Genomic DNA, 15,547 nt, shown 5'->3' with positions numbered 1-15,547 from the left:
CCGCGCTGCTGGACGCGCTGGCCGCCGAGCACGCGGCCGTCCACGGGTACGGGGTGCTGGGCGGGCGGCTGACGGGCGACCTGCGCGCGGCCGCCAAGGAGATGTGGGAGGGGCACCGGTCGCGGCGGGACTCGCTGGTCTCGGTCATGACCGCCGACCCGGTCGCCGCGGCGCCCGCCTACGACCTGCCCGTGCGGGTCGCCGACGTGCGCGGTGCCGCGCGGCTCGCGGCGGCGCTCGAGGACGGGCTCGTCCCCGCGTACGTCGCGCTGGCCGGAGCGCAGGCCCCCGACCTGCGGGTGTTCGAGGCCGACGGCGCCCGCCGGGCCGCGGCGCGGGCCGCGCGCTGGCGGGACGTCGGGAAGGCGGCGGCGCCCGCGGACCCGTTCCCGGGCCTGCCGGACTCGGCGTCGGCGCCGGCGTCCCGTCCCCGGTGAGTGATCTTCCGCACTCGGGGGAACCACTCGGCCCGGAACGGGCGTTGCACATTGTGCCGCTGGACCACTCGGGGGAGGAACCCAGAAGAGCATGAGCACTCCGCAGAACGGCGCCGCGAGCGCCCTCGACGAACTCAAGGCCGCGTACCACGAGCAGCTCGACCGGCTGGCCGCCGAGCGGGACGAGGCGCGCCGCAGCGCCCGTCGCGCCCAGGCGCAGGCCGACGTGGCGCGCGCCGACCTCGCCAGCCTGAAGAGCCGCGTGAACGAGCTGCTGGCCGCCGCGTCCCGTCACCTGCCCGACCTGCGGCCCCTGGAGGGCCCGGACGCCGGGCCGCCGAGCCCGCCGCGCTGGAGACCCGGACGGGCGATAGCCCGGCCGACGAAGGCCCGGCGGGCGAGGGCCCGGCGGGCGAGGGCGCTTCCGACGAGGGCCCGGTGGAGGCGGACGCCCCCGCGGGCGACGCGTCCGGTGAGATCCCGACGGTCGAGGGGCGCGTGGTCCAGGCACCCGATCGGCCATCGGCGCGTCCGCGCACGGGCCGCTCGAAGCGTTCCCGCATCGGCACCGGCTGATTCTCCGGCGGTCGGCCCGGGCCGGACGGTAAGCCGTCCGGAGCGGGGTTCCGCGCTGTTAACCTCCTACGAATGACCGCGTACGGCCTTCTCGTCTCCCCTTCGCACAACCGGGTCTACTCGCAGGCCGCCGCCGAACTGGTGCGGGCGGAGCTCGCGGTGTTCGGCGAGCGCGCGCTCGGCGGGGGGCTCCGCGACATCCGCGAGACGTCCATCGGCGGTGTCCCCTACGTGACGTTCGAGGCGGACGAGCTGGGGACGCGCGAGATCCGGCTGCTGTCGAACCTGTCGTCGCTGTACGCGCTGTTCGAGATCCGGGACGGCGACCTGCTGAAGCCGGTGGCGGTCGAGCCGCTCGACCTGTTCGGCAGCGATCTGCTGACGATCCAGAAGTACTCGGGGAAGACGAACGAGCACTTCACGAAGCTGCTGCTGAACGTGACGGCGATGGCCACCGACTCCCCCATGGACCTGGTGACCGGACGGCCGCGGGTGCTCGATCCGCTGTGCGGGCGCGGCACGACGCTGAACCAGGCGATGATGTACGGCTTCGACGCGGCCGGGATCGACCTCGACGGCAAGGACTTCGACGCCTACGCCGCGTTCCTCAAGACGTGGCTGCGCAACAACCGGGTGAAGCACCAGGCGGAGACGTCGAACATCCGGCGCGAGAAGTCGGTGGTGGGGCGGCGCCTGCACGTCACGCTCGGGGCGACCAAGGAGCTGTACAAGACCGGCGAGACGATCGACGTCACGGTGGTGAACGCCGATTCGCTGCAGGCCGGACGGTTCTTCAAGCCCGCGGCGTTCGACCTGATCGTGACGGACGCACCGTACGGCGTCCAGCACGCGAGCCGTCCGAAGGGCGGGCGGCCGGGACGGCGGCAGGAGCTGTCGCGCGGCCCGGTGGAGCTGCTGGCCGCCGCGGTCCCGGAGTGGGCGCGGCTGCTGCGGCCGGGCGGCGCGATCGGCGTCTCGTGGAACACCTTCGTCGGGCGCCGGGAGGACCTCGCCGAAATCCTCGCGGGGAGCGGCCTGCGGGTGGCGGACTCCGATCCCTACCTGCGGTTCCGCCACCGCGTCGACCAGGCGATCTCCCGGGACCTGATCGTCGCCGCCAAGCCCTCCTAGGTCACCAGCCGTCGATGTGCGGCAGCAGCTCGTCGAGTCCGTGGATGAGCGCGTCGGGCGGCGTGAGGCCGGGCCGGGTGAACGCGTGGGTCGTCCGGTGGTGGATCTGGACGGCCCGCAGCCCGAGCGACTTCGCCCCGTGGACGTCGTCGTAGGGGCGGTCTCCGACGAAGACGCAGGACGCGGGGTCGGTGACGCCGACGGCGTCCATCGCGGCGCGGAACGCCTCGGCGTGCGGCTTGGTCCAGGGGATCTCGCTGGAGTAGACGGCGCCGTCGAGCAGGCCGAGGACGTCGTCGCGGGCGAAGACGCGCTCGTGCCAGTCGCGTCCGCACATGGTGTTGGACAGGACGCCGACCTTGATGCCGCGGTCGCGCAGGGAGCGGAACAGGCCGGGGACCGCCGGATCGGTGAGGGTGTGCGGGGTCCAGGTCTCGAAGTGGGTCTCCAGGAGCGCCTCGGTGAGCTCCAGCCCGGCGTCCGCCAGCTCGAAGATCTCGGCGAGGGTGGCGCTGCGCTGCTGCTCGTCGCCGCGCCGCCACAGTTCCAGCTCCGCCTCCAGCAGCGCGGCGGCGGCCTTCTCGACGTCGTCGGCGGGCAGGTGGGCGGTGCAGATGGCGCGCCACATGTCGGCGAGGTCGATGTCGTGCCAGGGCGTGAGGGTGCCGCCCCAGTCGAAGATCACTGCTTTCACTGCCATGCCGGGATGGTAACCATCCGGGCGTCCGGAACGATCACATTTACGATGCGTTGAACGTCCCCGGCGGCGCGAACGGGGCGACGTCCCGACGAGGAGTTGCCCGATGCGCAGATCCCTGCTCGCCGCAGTGCTGCCGATCGCGGTGGCGGCGGCGCTGCTGCCGTCCGCGGCCGGCGCGGACCCGATCCCGGACGGGCCCGGCACCGGGCTCGTCGCCGAGTACGTCGGCGGGCCCGCGACGCCGCGGCCGCTGCCCGGCGAACCGATACCCGCGAACCCGCACATGGGCCCGACCGGGAAGTCGTCCATGCACGCGGACAGCTACGCGTCCGACACCTATCCGTTCCTCGGGCCGCTGGGCCGGAACCCGGAGGTACTGGACGAGGCGAAGGGCGGCGGGCTGCCGGGACTGTGCTCGACGGTCACGTTCGCGAAGAAGAGCGGGCTGATCGTCGCGCAGTGCACGCGCGGGCAGAACTTCATGCTGCGGCTGATCGACCCGAAGACGCTGCAGGATCTCGCGACGTTCCAGCTGCCGCCGCGTTCGTCCACGGTCGAGGCGGTGTTCTCGCTGAGCCTCGACAAGATCTTCACCGACACCTCCGGCGGGGCGTACTACTACCTCGACCCGCAGGACCGCGCGGTGCTCGCCGACTCGGAGTTCCACCTGCGCCGGTTCGCGCACGAGAAGGGCGCGGACGGCACGTGGCGGTTCGAGGTCGTCGACGACTGGGACCTGAGCTCCTACCTGCCGCACGACTGCGCGACGTGGACGAATCCGTGGCCGCGGGGCGAGTGCGACCCGATCACCGCGGTCGGGCCGGACTGGACGGGCCTGATCTGGTGGGTCACGCGGGGCGGCCGCATCGGGACGGTCGACCCGGACACGGGGACGGTGCGGGTGACGCGCCTGGCGGGCGAGCAGATCCAGAACTCGTTCGCCGCCGCCGAGGACGGCGTCTCGATCGTGTCCGACCACGCGCTGTACAAGATGCGCGCGGACGCGACGGGCATGCCGACGGTCGTGTGGCGCGAGACGTACGACCGGGGCACCGGCCGCAAACCGGGGCAGATCGACCAGGGTTCGGGGACGACGCCGACGCTGCTCGGCGACGAGTACGTGGCGATCACCGACAACGCCGACGACCGGATGAACGTGATCGTGCGGCGCCGCGACGACGGGAGCCTCGTCTGCGAGCACCCCGTGTTCGAGAGCGGGAAGAGCGCGACCGACAACTCCCTCGTCGGGTACGGGAACAGCCTGTTCATCGAGAACAACTACGGCTACCGCAACTTCTTCGAGCTGGCCCCGGGCGGTTCGTCGGCGGGCGGGCTGACCCGGGTGGACGTGAATCCGGGCGGCGACGGCTGCCGGACCGTCTGGACGAGCGCGGAGCGTTCGCCGTCGACCGTCCCGAAGGTGTCGGTCCCGGCCGGGCTGCTCTACGTCTACACGAAGGAGCCGCGCCGCGACCTGATCGACGCCTGGTACCTCACGGCGATCGACGTGCATACCGGGCGGACGGCCTACAAGGTGCTGACGGGCACGGGCAAGTGGTTCGACAACAACTGGGCTCCGGTCACGATCGGGCCGGACGGCACCGCGTTCGTCGGCGTGATCGGCGGCCTCGTCGCGGTCCGGGACCGTCCCTGACCGGCGTCCCGTCCGTCCCGTCCGTCCGGTCGGTACCGGACGGTCCGGTAGATCCGAATAGGGCGCCGGGCTGCGGGGATACCCGGGGCATGAGGCAGCGCAACCCTGGAGAGGACCGCGACTTCCGCGAGGACATGGACGACATGGGCGACGACGAGCAGGCGGAGGAGATCGCCCTGACCGAACGGTACATTCAGGACCCGCCCGAGGACCTCGTCATCGAGGAGCCGGAGCAGAACCCGGACGGCCTGAGTTCGGCCGCGTACGACGAGCAGGCCGCCCGGGAGGGCGAGGACGAGCGCTGGCCCGACCGGGACGGCCCCGCCGAGTCCGACGCGGTGAACCCCACGAACCGTCCCTGACCCGGGCCCGCGGACCCGGGCCCGCGGACCCGGCGGCCGGGGCCCTCGCCGACTAGCGACGAGGGCCCCGACGCCCCTCGGCGGGGCCGATTCGCGGTTCCCGAGTCGGACTGTGGGGAATGTCCGACACCGACCGTAGGTTCGCACCGTAAACAATCTTGCGGGGTGAGCGGGGCATGGAGCAGGTGGTCGCGGAACGTCCCCGCACGCGGTGGCGGCGCGCGGGCGCCGTCGTCCAGTGGACGCTCGTGCTCGGCGCGCTCGCGGCGCTCGTCCTGAACCGCGACCGGCTCCCCGACCCCGGCGCGCTCCTGGCCGCCGCCGGGCGGGCCGATCCCCGCTGGCTGGCCGTGGTCATCGTGGCCGGGGCGGGGTCGATGGGGGCGTTCGCGCGGCTGCAGCGGCGGCTGCTGCGCATCGGCGGGCTGCGGATGTCGCGGCGCCGGGCCTTCGCGATCACGTACGCGGGCAACGCTTTGTCCACGACGCTTCCGGCGGGTCCGGCGGTGAGCGTCGTCTACACGTTCCGGCAGTTCACGCGGGGCGGTGCGCCGGCCCGGCTCGCGACGGCGGTGATCCTGGCGGGCGGCGTGATCACGACGTCGGCCTACACCCTGATCGGGCTGCTGGCGCTGGTGGCCGAACCGCGCTCGCGCGGCCCGTGCAGGCGGTGCTCGCCGTCCCGGCCGCGGCCGCGCTGATCGCCGTGCCCCTGCTGCTGCGGCCGGGCGCACGTGCCGCGCTGGCGGCGCCGCTGCGCCGGACGGGCGACCGGATGCTCGCGCACCGCCGGATCGCGCCGCACGCGGCGGCGGTCTCCGCGCGGCTGGCCGAGGTGCGGGGCGTGCTGCGGCCGTCCGGGCGCGACTGGGCGGCGCTCGGCCTCCTGGCGGTCCTGAACTGGGCTTTCGACATCCTGGCGCTGTTCGCGGCGGCGCACGCGGTCGCGCCTCGGTTCTCCGCGCACGGCGTCGCGCTCGCCTACTTCGCGGCGCAGGCGGCGGGCAGCGCGCTGCCGCTGCTGCCGGGCGGTCTCGGCGCGATCGAGACGAGCATGGCGGCGGCGCTGGTGACGCTCGGCGCCGCGCTGGCCCCGGCGGTCGCGGCGGTCGGCTTGTACCGGCTGGTGTCGTACTGGGCGGTCGTCGCGGTCGGGTGGTGCGCATGGGTCGCGCTGCACGACGGGCCTCGAATGTCCGCGCGGACGCGGGCGCGGCTCGCCCGCGCGGGACGGCCGGTCCTCGACGGCATGCGCGCCGCGGCGTCCGGCATGGGGCACGGCATGGCCGTCGGCATGGGGTACGGCGCGGTGACGGCCATGGTCTCGCCGGGCGCCGCCGCCGACTCGTCCCGCTCCGGTCTCCGTCCTCCGACCTAGGCCCCACCCAGGACCTTTAGCGGACTTCGTCCCGTTTGGGAATCATCGTCCACGGCCGTCGGCTGTACTGGACGTGCGCGTGCATCGTGCACACGTGCCTCGAACGGAAGGGATCGGGTCAATGCTCGACGGAGCCGCCGCCGCACCGCCGACCGCCGCACCGCCGACCGCGCCCCGGGTGACCGCCTCTCCGGCGACCGAGATCGACTCCGCCCGGTTCCGCTCGGTGCTGGGCCGGTTCGCGACCGGCGTGGTCGCCATCACCGCCGTGGAGCCGGGCACCGGGCGCCCCGCGGGCCTGGTGGCGAACTCCTTCACGTCCGTCTCGCTCGACCCGCCGCTCGTGGCGTTCTGCGTCGCGCACACCAGCACCACGTGGCCGCTGCTGCGCGACGCCGGGCGGCTGTGCGTCAACATCCTGAGCGAGCCGCAACTGGAGGTGTGCAAGCGGCTGGCGGTCCGGGGCGGCGACAAGTTCGCCGGGATCGACTGGACGGAGTCGCCCGGCGGCGCACCGCTGATCGACGGCGCCCTCGCCTGGATCGAGTGCTCGGTCGAGCGGGAGCACGTCGCGGGCGATCACGTGATCGTCGTCGCGCGCGTCCACGACCTCGACGGGCGCCACGACGCCGACCCGCTGCTGTTCTACCGCGGCGGCTACGGCCGCCTCGCCCGAACCGGCCCGGAGCGTCGCTAGACCGGCTCGTTCTCCGGTGTCCGCAGCCGGGCCAGCACCTGCACCGGGTCGCCGAGGACCTCGGCGAACGCGAACTCGGCGGCGCCGACGAGCGTCGTGTCGTCCCCCAGCGCGGCCGTCCGCAGCCTGACCTTGTCGCGCGGCGCGGCCAGCGCGCCCTGCGCCAGCACGCTGCGGACCTGCGCGGCGGCCCCCAGGTAGATGTCGCGGAGCGTCCCGCCGAACACCACCAGCCCCGGGTTGAAGATGTTGACGAGGTTGGCGACGCCGAGGCCCAGCCACGTCCCGACCCGGTGCAGCGCCTCCCGCGCCACGATGTCGCCCCGGTCGGCGGCGTCCACCACGGCGCGCACCGCGTCGCGTCCGACCTGGTCGGGGCGTTCCTCCCGGCCGGCGTGGAACAGCAGCGTCCGCTCCCCCACCTCGGCCTCCAGGCAGCCCTTCGCGCCGCACGCGCAGCGCCGCCCGCCCGGGTTGACGACCATGTGCCCGATCTCGCCGCCGAACCCCTCGTCGCCGCCGAGCAGCCGCCCGCCGACGATGATCCCGCCGCCGACGCCGACGTCGCCGTGCAGGTAGATGAGGTTGTCGCAGCCCACCCCGGTGCCGCGCTCGTGCTCGGCGAGCGCGCCCAGGTTGGCGTCGTTGCAGACCGACACGGGGATGCCGAGGCCGAGACGGCGGGACAGGGCGTCGCCGAGGTGCAGGTCGCCGACGTCCAGGTTCGGGCCGAACATGATCGCGTCGTCGGCGCGCCGCACCTGCCCGGGGAAGCCGAGCGCGGCGCCGACGCAGACCGCGTCCCGCTCGGCCTTGCGGACGAGCGAGCGCGCGCCCGCGACGAGCGTGCCCAGCAGCTCGGCCGGGTCGGAGTCGCGGGCGCGGCGGCCCTCCCGCCGGTCGAGGATCACCCCGCCGAGGCCGACCCGCGCGACGACGAGCCGGTCGACCGCGACCTCGAACGCCAGCACGTACACGCGCGTCGACTCGGGACGGACGACGAGCGACGGGCGCCCGGCGCGCCGCCCCGGTCCGCGCGGCAGCTCCTCGCGGACGAGCCCGGCGGCGGTGAGATCCGACGTCAGCGCCATGATCGTGCTGCGGTTGAGGCCGAGCGACTCGGCGAGCGTCGCGCGGGACGCGGGGCCGCGCAGGTGCACGAAGCGCAGCAGCGTCCCGAGGTTGTGCCGCCGGACGTCCTCCTGCGACGGGCCCGCCCTCATCGCCGCAGTCCCAGGTCGCCGCTCACGCCCGAGGTGATCAGCTCGACGACCTGCCGGTGCGTGACGTCGGCGGTCCGCACCTGCGCGGCCGTCCGGCCGAGGTAGAGCGCGCAGATCCGGTCGGAGACGGCGAACACGTCGTTCATGTTGTGCGAGATCAGCACGACGGCGAGGCCCCGGTCGGCGAGCCGCCGCACGATCTCCAGCACCTGCTGGGTCTGCACGACGCCGAGGGCGGCCGCGGGCTCGTCCAGGACGACGACCTTGCAGTCCCACAGGACGGCGCGGGCGATCGCGACCGTCTGCCGCTGCCCGCCCGACAGGTTCGACACCCGCCGCCGCACCGAGTCGACCGTCCGGACCGACAGGCCCGACAGCGTCCGCCGGGCCATGTCCTCCATGGCCTCCTCGTCCAGCGCGAGGCCGCGGCGCCGTTCCCGGCCGAGGAACAGGTTCTCGACGATGTCGAGGTTCTCGCACAGCGCGAGGTCCTGGTGGACGACTTCGATACCGAGGGACGTGGCCGCGCGGGGGCTGCCGAGCCGCACCGGGCGTCCCTCGAAGCGGTACTCGCCGCGGTCGATGGGGTGGATGCCGCCGATGCACTTGACGAGGGTGGTCTTGCCGGCGCCGTTGTCGCCGACCAGGGCGGTGACCTCGCCGGGGTGCGCGGCGAAGGAGACGTCGTGCAGCACCTTCACCGAACCGAAGCTCTTGTCGATGCCGCGCAGGTCGAGAACAGGTGTTCTGGACATCCCGCCGGGCTCCCACCGTGCCGCGCCGCCGCGTTCCGCGCGGCCGTGGACGCCGAGCGTATCAGCGGTCGCCCACGCCGCGGAAACGCCCGCGGGCCCGTCCGGAGCGGGGAGACCGGACGGGCCGTGGGGCGCGACCGGGGAGCCGACGGCGCGGGCCATCGGCTCCCGGTGGTCGCGGGGGCGGGTCATCTTCCCGTGTTGCTGCGCCGGCGGCGGGCCAGCGCGTCGATGCTCGCGGCGAACAGCAGCACCAGGCCGGTGATGAGGAACGTCAGGTACGCCGACGTCCCGATCAGCCCGAGCCCGTTCTTGATCATCGCGATGACCAGGCCGCCGAGGATCGCGTCCCGAGCCTTGCCGCGGCCGCCGAACAGGCTGGTGCCGCCGATCACCGCCGCGCCGACCGCGTACAGCAGCGTGTCGCCGCCGCCCGCCGCGGTGTTGACCGACATGAGCCGGGACGCGGCGACGATGCCGCTCAGCGCGGCCAGCCCGGACCCGATCATGAACACCGAGATCCGGATGCGGGTGACGTTGATGCCGGCCCGCCGCGCGGCCTCGGGGTTGCCGCCGACCGCGTAGACGTGCCGTCCGAACGGCGTCCGGGTGAGGACGAACGTGCAGATGATCAGCAGGACGCCGACGAGCAGCACGCCCCACGGCACACCGGCGACGACGGCGATGGGGCTGGGCGCGCGGTCGACGCTCAGCACCGCGGTGCCGACGAGCAGGGCCGCGGCGATCGCGCCGGACTGCAGGAGGACGAACTGCAGGGGGCGCGAGTGCAGGCCCCCGGCGCGCTGCCGCGTCCAGCGCAGCAGCTGCAGGCCGACGTACCCGGCGGAGCAGGCGATGGCGAGCGCCCAGCCGAGCCAGATCGGCATGTTGCGGTTGGCGAGCGCGACGATGACGTCGTCGCGGACGGCGACCGTGCCGCCCTCGCCGATCAGCCACAGGATGACGCCCTGCAGGCCGAGGAAGAACGCGAGGGTGACGACGAACGAGGGGATCCGCACCACCGCGACCAGCCAGCCGATCACGGCGCCGATCACGATCCCGACCGCGATCGAGCTGATCACCGCGACGGGCCAGGCGTATCCGGCGTCGGTGAGCAGTTTGGCCATGACGGCGGCGGTGACGCCGCTGGTGACGCCCGCCGACAGGTCGATCTCGCCGAGCAGCAGCACGAACACCAGGCCCATCGCGAGCAGCGAGATGGGCAGCGCCTGCGTGAACAGGTTGGCGATGTTGGTGTTGCTGAGGAAGGTGTCGGGTTTGAGGGCGGTGAACAGCACGACCAGCGCGACCAGGCCCAGCGCGGCGGGCAGGGCGCCCAGCTCACCGGCCCGCAGCCGCCCCCAGTAGTCGTTCAGCGACGATCGCAGGTCGTGCTCGCGCAGGTCGGTGGCGAAGTCCGAGTCCGCCAGTTTCACGGCGGTCTCCTTGCCTTCGGGGATTTCGGTGGACACCTGCTGCCCCTTCAGATGTTCTCGGCGGCGGTCGTCGGCGCGAGGCCGAGATCGCCGGAACGGCCGGCGGTGATCAGTTCCACGACCTGGCCGTGGGTGACCTCGGAGCGCGCGACGTCCGCCGCGACCCGTCCGAGGTACAGGGCGGTGATGCGGTCGGCCACCTGGAACACGTCGTTCATGTTGTGCGAGATCAGCACGACGGCGTGGCCGGTGTCGGCGAGCCGCCGCACCAGGCCCAGCACCTGCTCGGTCTGCGCGACGCCCAGCGCGGCCGTCGGCTCGTCCAGGATGACGACCTTCGACTCCCACAGGGCGGCCTTGGCGATCGCGACCGTCTGCCGCTGCCCGCCCGACAGGTTCGACACCTGCTGCCGCACCGACTTGACCGTCCGGACCGACAGCCGGGCGAGGGTCTCGCGGGCGGCCTGCTCCATCGACGCCTCGTCCAGCACGGCGAACTTGCGCCGCTCCCGGCCGAGGAACATGTTCTGGACGATGTCGAGGTTGTCGGCGAGCGCGAGGTCCTGGTAGACGACCTCGATGCCGAGGTCGGCGGCGGCGCGGGGACCGTCGATGGTCACCTGCGCGCCCTCGAACTCGATCCGGCCCGAATCGACGGGGTGGATCCCGGCGATGCACTTGATCAGGGTGGACTTCCCGGCGCCGTTGTCGCCGACGAGGGCCATCACCTCCCCGCGCCGCACCGCGAAGTCCACGTCGTGCAGCACGTGGACGGGGCCGAAGCTCTTGTTGAGCCCGGTCAGGCGCAGTACGGGGTCACCGTTGTCTGCCACGTGTTTCCTTCCAAGGTCGTGCCCGTGGCGGGCCCACGGGCGTCCCGGGGTTCCGGGCACCCGGGACGCTCGGGGAGCGGGGCCCGCCACGAGGTCAGCGGGGAGCCGTCACTGGATGCCGGCGTCCTTGCACTTCTGCGCGTAGGCGCCCGCGCACAGCTCTTCGGCCTTCACGAAGCCGTCGGCGACGACCGTCTTGATGTTCTCCTCGGTGACGGTGACCGGTTCGAGCAGCACCGACGGGACGTCGCGCTTGCCCTTCGGGTCGTTGACGGACCCGTTGGTCTCGCCCTTCTCGCCCTTGAGCAGCGACACCGCGAGCTTCGCGGCCGCGTCCGCCTCCTGCTTGATCGGCTTGTAGACGGTCATGCACTGGTTGCCGTCCAGGATGTTCTGGAGGCCCTGCACGGTCGCGTCCTGGCCGGTCACGGCGACGTCGCCGGCCGCCTTGTTCTTCTTCAGGATCGAGATGACCGCGTTGCCGATGCCGTCGTTGGCGGCGAGCACGCCGTCGATCTCGCCCTTCTGCTCGGTCCACATCTGCTCGAAGATCGTGGCGGCGTTCTCGGCCTTCCAGTCCGGGACGGCCTGCTCGGCGACCTTCTTGTAATTGGCGACCTTGTCGAGGACGCCGTGGTAGCCCTGCGCGAACAGCGTCGCGTTGTTGTCGGTCGGCGCGCCGTTCAGGTACACGATGTTGGACGCCTCGTCGCCGAGGCATTCCTGCAGGCCCTTGCCGAGCGCCTCGCCCACCTTCACGTTGTCGAACGACACGTAGTAGTCGGAGACGCCGCCGAGGGTGAGCCGGTCGTAGTCGATCGTCGGCACGCCGCGGTTCTGCGCCAGGCGCTGCACGGCCGCGGCCGAGTTGGAGTCGATGCCGTCCACGATCAGGACCGTGACACCGTTGGTGAGCATCTGCTCGGCGATCGTCTGGAACCGCTGGGCGGAGCCTTCGGCGTTCTGGATGTCGTACTCGACGCCCGCGGCCTTGAAAGCCTCGGCGAGGTACGGGCGGTCGAAGCTCTCGTAGCGGTCCGACGACGTCGTGTCGGGCAGGATCACGCCGATCTTGCCCTCGACGGCGCCGGTCGAGGCGCCTTCGGAGTCGTCGCCGCACGCGGTGAGCGACGTGAGCGACAGTGCCGCGGCGGCGGACGCCGCCGCCAGACGGAGGATCCCCTTGCGCATTGCCCGGGTCCTTTCTGGGGGTTGGCCGCAGGTGCACGGCCTCGGGGGTTTTCCCCGCCGGTGTGCGGGCCCGTCCTCCACCGGCGTGAATGTTGTGCCCCGCAACTTATGTCCCGTCCGTCCGTGGCGCCAGACCCGGGCGCCGGTTAGTTTGTTGTGGGCAGTAACAATCAAGTAACGCGAGGCGAACCGCACGTGGCCGACGAACGACCTGATCAAGGCCATGACCGGCCGGTACGGCGGATTGTTCGCCGGATCAACATTCCCCGCACCCCCGGGCCTCCTGGACGGCGTCTCGCGCACGCGGCGCGGATCGTGTGGAACCGGCGCGGCACGTCGGAGATCTGAGTGGCGTCCTGTCGGCGGAAAACGGAGAAGCATCGATGACAGCAGGAGATTCCGGCGCCGGACGGCTCGTCGACGAGCTGTGCGGACGGTGGGAAGAGCGCGCGGCCGCACCGGACCGGGACGACGCGGAGCGGGCCCTCGCGGAACTGTACGAAGCCCGCGGCTGGGGACGGCCGAAGGCCGTCGTCTGGCTGGACTCGCCGCTGGCGGGCGCGATCGCGGCGCGGACGCTGCTGTACGGCCACGAACACATCGACCGCGCACGGCACCCGGAGGCGTACGAGGCCTGGGTCGGCGCCGCCACGGCGCGCCTCGAAGGGGCGTACGGAATTCTCAACGGGCCGGAGCCCTCCGCCTTCGAGGAGGACCAGCCGTTCGCGGCGAGGTGGCAACTGCCGCCGGTCGACTCGGCCTACAAGCTCTCCTACGACATGGACGACCCGGACGTGCGGGCGGTCCTCCAACGCGTCGGCGAACCCGCGTGGGCGATCAACACCGCCGTCGCCGCCCGGTTCAAGCAGGAGGCGCTGTCACCCGGCGACCCCGGGCTCTTCGCCGAGATCGCCGCACAGGCGCACGAGCGGCTGGCCGAAGGCCTGCGCGCGGTGTTCCCGGCCGGACGGTGGGAGGCGGTGCGCGCGGCGCTGCGGTCCTGCGCCGAGGCTCCGCGCCCGGACGACTGGAAGCGGTGGCGGCGGGTGTGGGAGGCGGTGCGCGCCCCGGACCACCACGCGCTCCTCATCCTCGCGGCCGTCCGGGGCGGCGGCGTCCCGCGGACCGGCGACCTCGGGGCCCGGTTGCGCATGGTCCCGGCCGTCGGCTGGTGGTGGGCGCTCGGCGGCATCGTGCTGGCCGCTCCTCCCCCGCCCGAGGTCCGCACCGACGAGCTGGGCCGCCTGCACCGCGAGGACGGCCCGGCCGTCCGGTACGCGGACGGCTTCGCGCAGCACTGCTGGCGCGGGCGGCTCGTGCCGCCGGACCTCGTCGACCCCGGGTGGAGCGCCGCCGACATCGTCCGGGCGGACGACGAGGAGCTGCGGGAGCGCGCGGCGCGGCGGTTCGGCGCCGCCTCGTACGCGGCGACGCTTCCGGCGGGCGGCGTCGCCCGGGATCTGCGCCGCTGCGCGGTGGAACGCCTGGGCTGGGCGCGCTTCGCCGCCGAGGCGCCGCTGGCCCGGGTCGCCGGGCCGTCGCCGACCCCGGCGAACGTGCGAGCTGACGCTCCACGACGTCCCGGCGGTGGTGCTCGGCCGGGCGGCCCGCCTGGTGGTGCGGTCCGGCGGCGCCTGGGACGGGACCGCCGGGCTCGTGCCCGCCGACGCCACCGACCCGGTGACGGCCGCGCGATGGCTCGGCGACGGCGCGGCCGAACCGGCGCCCGTACCCGAGCTGCTCACCCGCATCTGGGAGAGCGAAGAGCTGCAGGACGTGCTCGCGGGGCTCGACTGCGCGATGCCCCACGAGCACGTCGAGCCCGTCCACCTCTACTGCGGCGCCGCGCTGTACGCGGTGGCCGGGCACGGCACCGGCGGCACGTACTTCCTGTGCGGCGACGGTCCCCGGCGCCCGGTCCTGTACGCCGACTCCGAGGGCGGCTACCAGGTGCTCGGCCGCGATCTCGCCGAGGCGCTGCGGTTCATGGTCAGCGCCGACCCGGACGGCGGCGAACCCGAGGACGCGGACGCCGAGGCCGCGGCGGCGTTCGGCCTGCGCCCGCTGTCGCCCGAGGAGTACCGGGCGCACCGGCGCGAGGCCGACGCCATGGCGGGCGCCCTCACCCTGGTGATGCTCGAAGAGAACAACGCCTACGAGTACCGCCCGGACACGTGGTTCCGCTGACGCGGCGCGTCACGGCCCCGACGCCAGCACGCTCGCGATGCGGTCGGCCGCACCGGCCGTGTCGTCGGCCAGGGTGATGCGCTCGGACCACGACCACCAGAACCACCACCCTTCGGCGGCCTGCTCCACCAGGATGTTCTCGGTGAGCGCGGACGCGTCCGGGTTCGTCACGTGCAGGGCGGGCGACTGGCCGCGGGGCAGGGTCAGGCGCACGCGCAACCCGCGCGCGACGAGTTCCTCGCCGAGCTCTTCCAGGTATTCGATCCGCGATTTCGTGGGAGTCGCGGGCTCCGTGCCGTCAGGCGTCATCCTCGTTTCCTTCATGGATTCGGCGGCCCGACGAGGAGTCACCTTTCCGTGTCACCGGCCGGTGCGCAAGCACTTCGGGCAGGTCAGCCCGGCGTGCCGCCGCGAACGGGCGGCATCGGCCGACGGACGGCCGACGGACGGCCGCCATCCGGGATATCTTGCGCATGGCAGACGGCAAGCGGCGAGATGGGGGCGATGACGTGGGCGGCGCCGAGGCGGAGCGGACACGGCCGGATCAGCGGCTGCCGAAGCGCGACGGCACGCCGGAGGAGTCGGCGACGGCCGGGAACACGGCCGATGAGACGGCCGAGGACAGGGTGCGCGAGGAGCACGGCGACGAACTCGTCGCCGGGGAGACGCTCGTCGACGAACCGTCCCCGCGCGAGCCGGAAGAGGACCGGACGGCGGAGCCGCCCGCACCGTCCGGGGACGACGACGCCGGGGAGCCGGAGCCGGAGGACGACACGGAGCCGGAGGCGACGCGTCCGGCGCCGCTTCCCGCGAAGCCGTCCGAGGACGACACGGAGGACGTGGAGCCGTCGCCGGAACCGGCGCCGGCCGAGGCGACGCGTCCCGCGCCGCTCCCGTCCGTCCCCGGCCCGGCCGTCCCGGACGACGCGACGACCCCGGCGCGCTGCCGGCGTCCGAGCCCGCCCCGCCCGTCCCGGCGCCCCGCGC

Annotated in this window: 15 protein-coding genes and 2 pseudogenes; 10 read left to right on the top strand and 7 right to left on the bottom strand. The window is 73.5% G+C overall.

The window, feature by feature from the left end; genetic code table 11:
• Together BJF79_RS15625 and BJF79_RS15620 are read left to right on the top strand one after the other, a co-directional pair.
• The coding region (locus BJF79_RS15625; protein WP_316043354.1) for a DUF4439 domain-containing protein at positions 1-437 on the top strand (437 nt) is incomplete at its 5' end.
• 648 nt (positions 438-1,085) lie between these two features.
• Complete coding sequence (locus BJF79_RS15620; protein ID WP_075898218.1) at positions 1,086-2,144, top strand: TRM11 family SAM-dependent methyltransferase; 1,059 nt, start codon at positions 1,086-1,088, stop codon at positions 2,142-2,144.
• Between the two features lies 1 nt (position 2,145).
• Here BJF79_RS15620 and BJF79_RS15615 read toward each other — a convergent pair whose 3' ends face one another.
• Positions 2,146-2,844: an HAD family hydrolase gene (locus BJF79_RS15615; RefSeq protein WP_075898216.1), complete on the bottom strand. Its 699-nt coding sequence runs from the start codon at positions 2,842-2,844 to the stop codon at positions 2,146-2,148.
• Between the two features lie 103 nt (positions 2,845-2,947).
• On the opposite strand from BJF79_RS15615, the gene BJF79_RS15610 reads away from it, so the two are divergent.
• From BJF79_RS15610 to BJF79_RS15590, 5 genes are all read left to right on the top strand, one after another.
• Positions 2,948-4,498, top strand: coding sequence for a hypothetical protein (locus BJF79_RS15610; RefSeq protein ID WP_075898214.1), 1,551 nt, complete (start codon positions 2,948-2,950; stop codon positions 4,496-4,498).
• Positions 4,499-4,587: 89 nt separating this feature from the next.
• Positions 4,588-4,860, top strand: a complete 273-nt coding sequence (locus BJF79_RS15605; RefSeq protein ID WP_143219952.1) for a hypothetical protein — start codon at positions 4,588-4,590, stop codon at positions 4,858-4,860.
• 176 nt (positions 4,861-5,036) lie between these two features.
• Positions 5,037-5,561 (top strand): lysylphosphatidylglycerol synthase domain-containing protein, encoded by a 525-nt coding sequence (locus tag BJF79_RS60120; RefSeq protein ID WP_075898210.1) that lies wholly within the window; start codon positions 5,037-5,039, stop codon positions 5,559-5,561.
• Complete coding sequence (locus BJF79_RS60115) at positions 5,522-6,238, top strand: flippase-like domain-containing protein (RefSeq protein ID WP_075898208.1); 717 nt, start codon at positions 5,522-5,524, stop codon at positions 6,236-6,238. Before BJF79_RS60120 ends, BJF79_RS60115 begins: the two co-directional genes overlap by 40 nt.
• Positions 6,239-6,359: 121 nt before the next feature.
• Positions 6,360-6,935, top strand: a complete 576-nt coding sequence (locus BJF79_RS15590) for a flavin reductase family protein (protein WP_083733476.1) — start codon at positions 6,360-6,362, stop codon at positions 6,933-6,935.
• On the opposite strand, the gene BJF79_RS15585 is transcribed toward BJF79_RS15590, so the two are convergent.
• From BJF79_RS15585 to BJF79_RS15565, 5 genes are all read right to left on the bottom strand, one after another.
• On the bottom strand, positions 6,932-8,158 hold the full coding sequence (locus BJF79_RS15585) for an ROK family transcriptional regulator (RefSeq protein ID WP_075898206.1): 1,227 nt from the start codon (positions 8,156-8,158) through the stop codon (positions 6,932-6,934). The genes BJF79_RS15590 and BJF79_RS15585 overlap by 4 nt on opposite strands.
• Positions 8,155-8,913 (bottom strand): ATP-binding cassette domain-containing protein, encoded by a 759-nt coding sequence (locus tag BJF79_RS15580; RefSeq protein ID WP_075898223.1) that lies wholly within the window; start codon positions 8,911-8,913, stop codon positions 8,155-8,157. The genes BJF79_RS15585 and BJF79_RS15580 overlap by 4 nt, the downstream gene beginning before the upstream one ends.
• Before the next feature lie 188 nt (positions 8,914-9,101).
• On the bottom strand, positions 9,102-10,385 hold the full coding sequence (locus BJF79_RS15575) for a sugar ABC transporter permease (RefSeq protein WP_083733475.1): 1,284 nt from the start codon (positions 10,383-10,385) through the stop codon (positions 9,102-9,104).
• A gap of 11 nt (positions 10,386-10,396) precedes the next feature.
• A complete protein-coding gene (locus BJF79_RS15570; protein WP_075898204.1) occupies positions 10,397-11,182 on the bottom strand; it encodes an ATP-binding cassette domain-containing protein in 786 nt (261 codons plus the stop codon).
• Between the two features lie 108 nt (positions 11,183-11,290).
• Complete coding sequence (locus BJF79_RS15565) at positions 11,291-12,373, bottom strand: sugar ABC transporter substrate-binding protein (RefSeq protein ID WP_075898202.1); 1,083 nt, start codon at positions 12,371-12,373, stop codon at positions 11,291-11,293.
• Between the two features lie 383 nt (positions 12,374-12,756).
• Between BJF79_RS15565 and BJF79_RS66915 the strand changes: the two are divergent.
• A pseudogene (locus tag BJF79_RS66915) lies at positions 12,757-13,773 on the top strand (DUF6745 domain-containing protein); the annotation flags it as partial.
• 187 nt (positions 13,774-13,960) lie between these two features.
• On the top strand, positions 13,961-14,560 hold the full coding sequence (locus BJF79_RS15555) for a hypothetical protein (RefSeq protein ID WP_075898198.1): 600 nt from the start codon (positions 13,961-13,963) through the stop codon (positions 14,558-14,560).
• Positions 14,561-14,569: 9 nt separating this feature from the next.
• Here BJF79_RS15555 and BJF79_RS15550 read toward each other — a convergent pair whose 3' ends face one another.
• Positions 14,570-14,869 carry a hypothetical protein gene (locus tag BJF79_RS15550; protein WP_075898196.1) on the bottom strand — a complete coding sequence of 100 codons (300 nt, stop codon included), beginning with the start codon at positions 14,867-14,869 and terminating at the stop codon, positions 14,570-14,572.
• Between the two features lie 164 nt (positions 14,870-15,033).
• Here BJF79_RS15550 and BJF79_RS15545 point away from each other — a divergent pair.
• A pseudogene (locus BJF79_RS15545) lies at positions 15,034-15,547 on the top strand (hypothetical protein); the annotation flags it as partial.

Source organism: Actinomadura sp. CNU-125, from assembly GCF_001942465.1.
In the GTDB taxonomy this organism is placed as follows: Bacteria; Actinomycetota; Actinomycetes; order Streptosporangiales; family Streptosporangiaceae; genus Spirillospora.
Note: the sequence above shows the minus strand (reverse complement) of the source record. Positions and strands in the feature narration are given on the sequence as shown.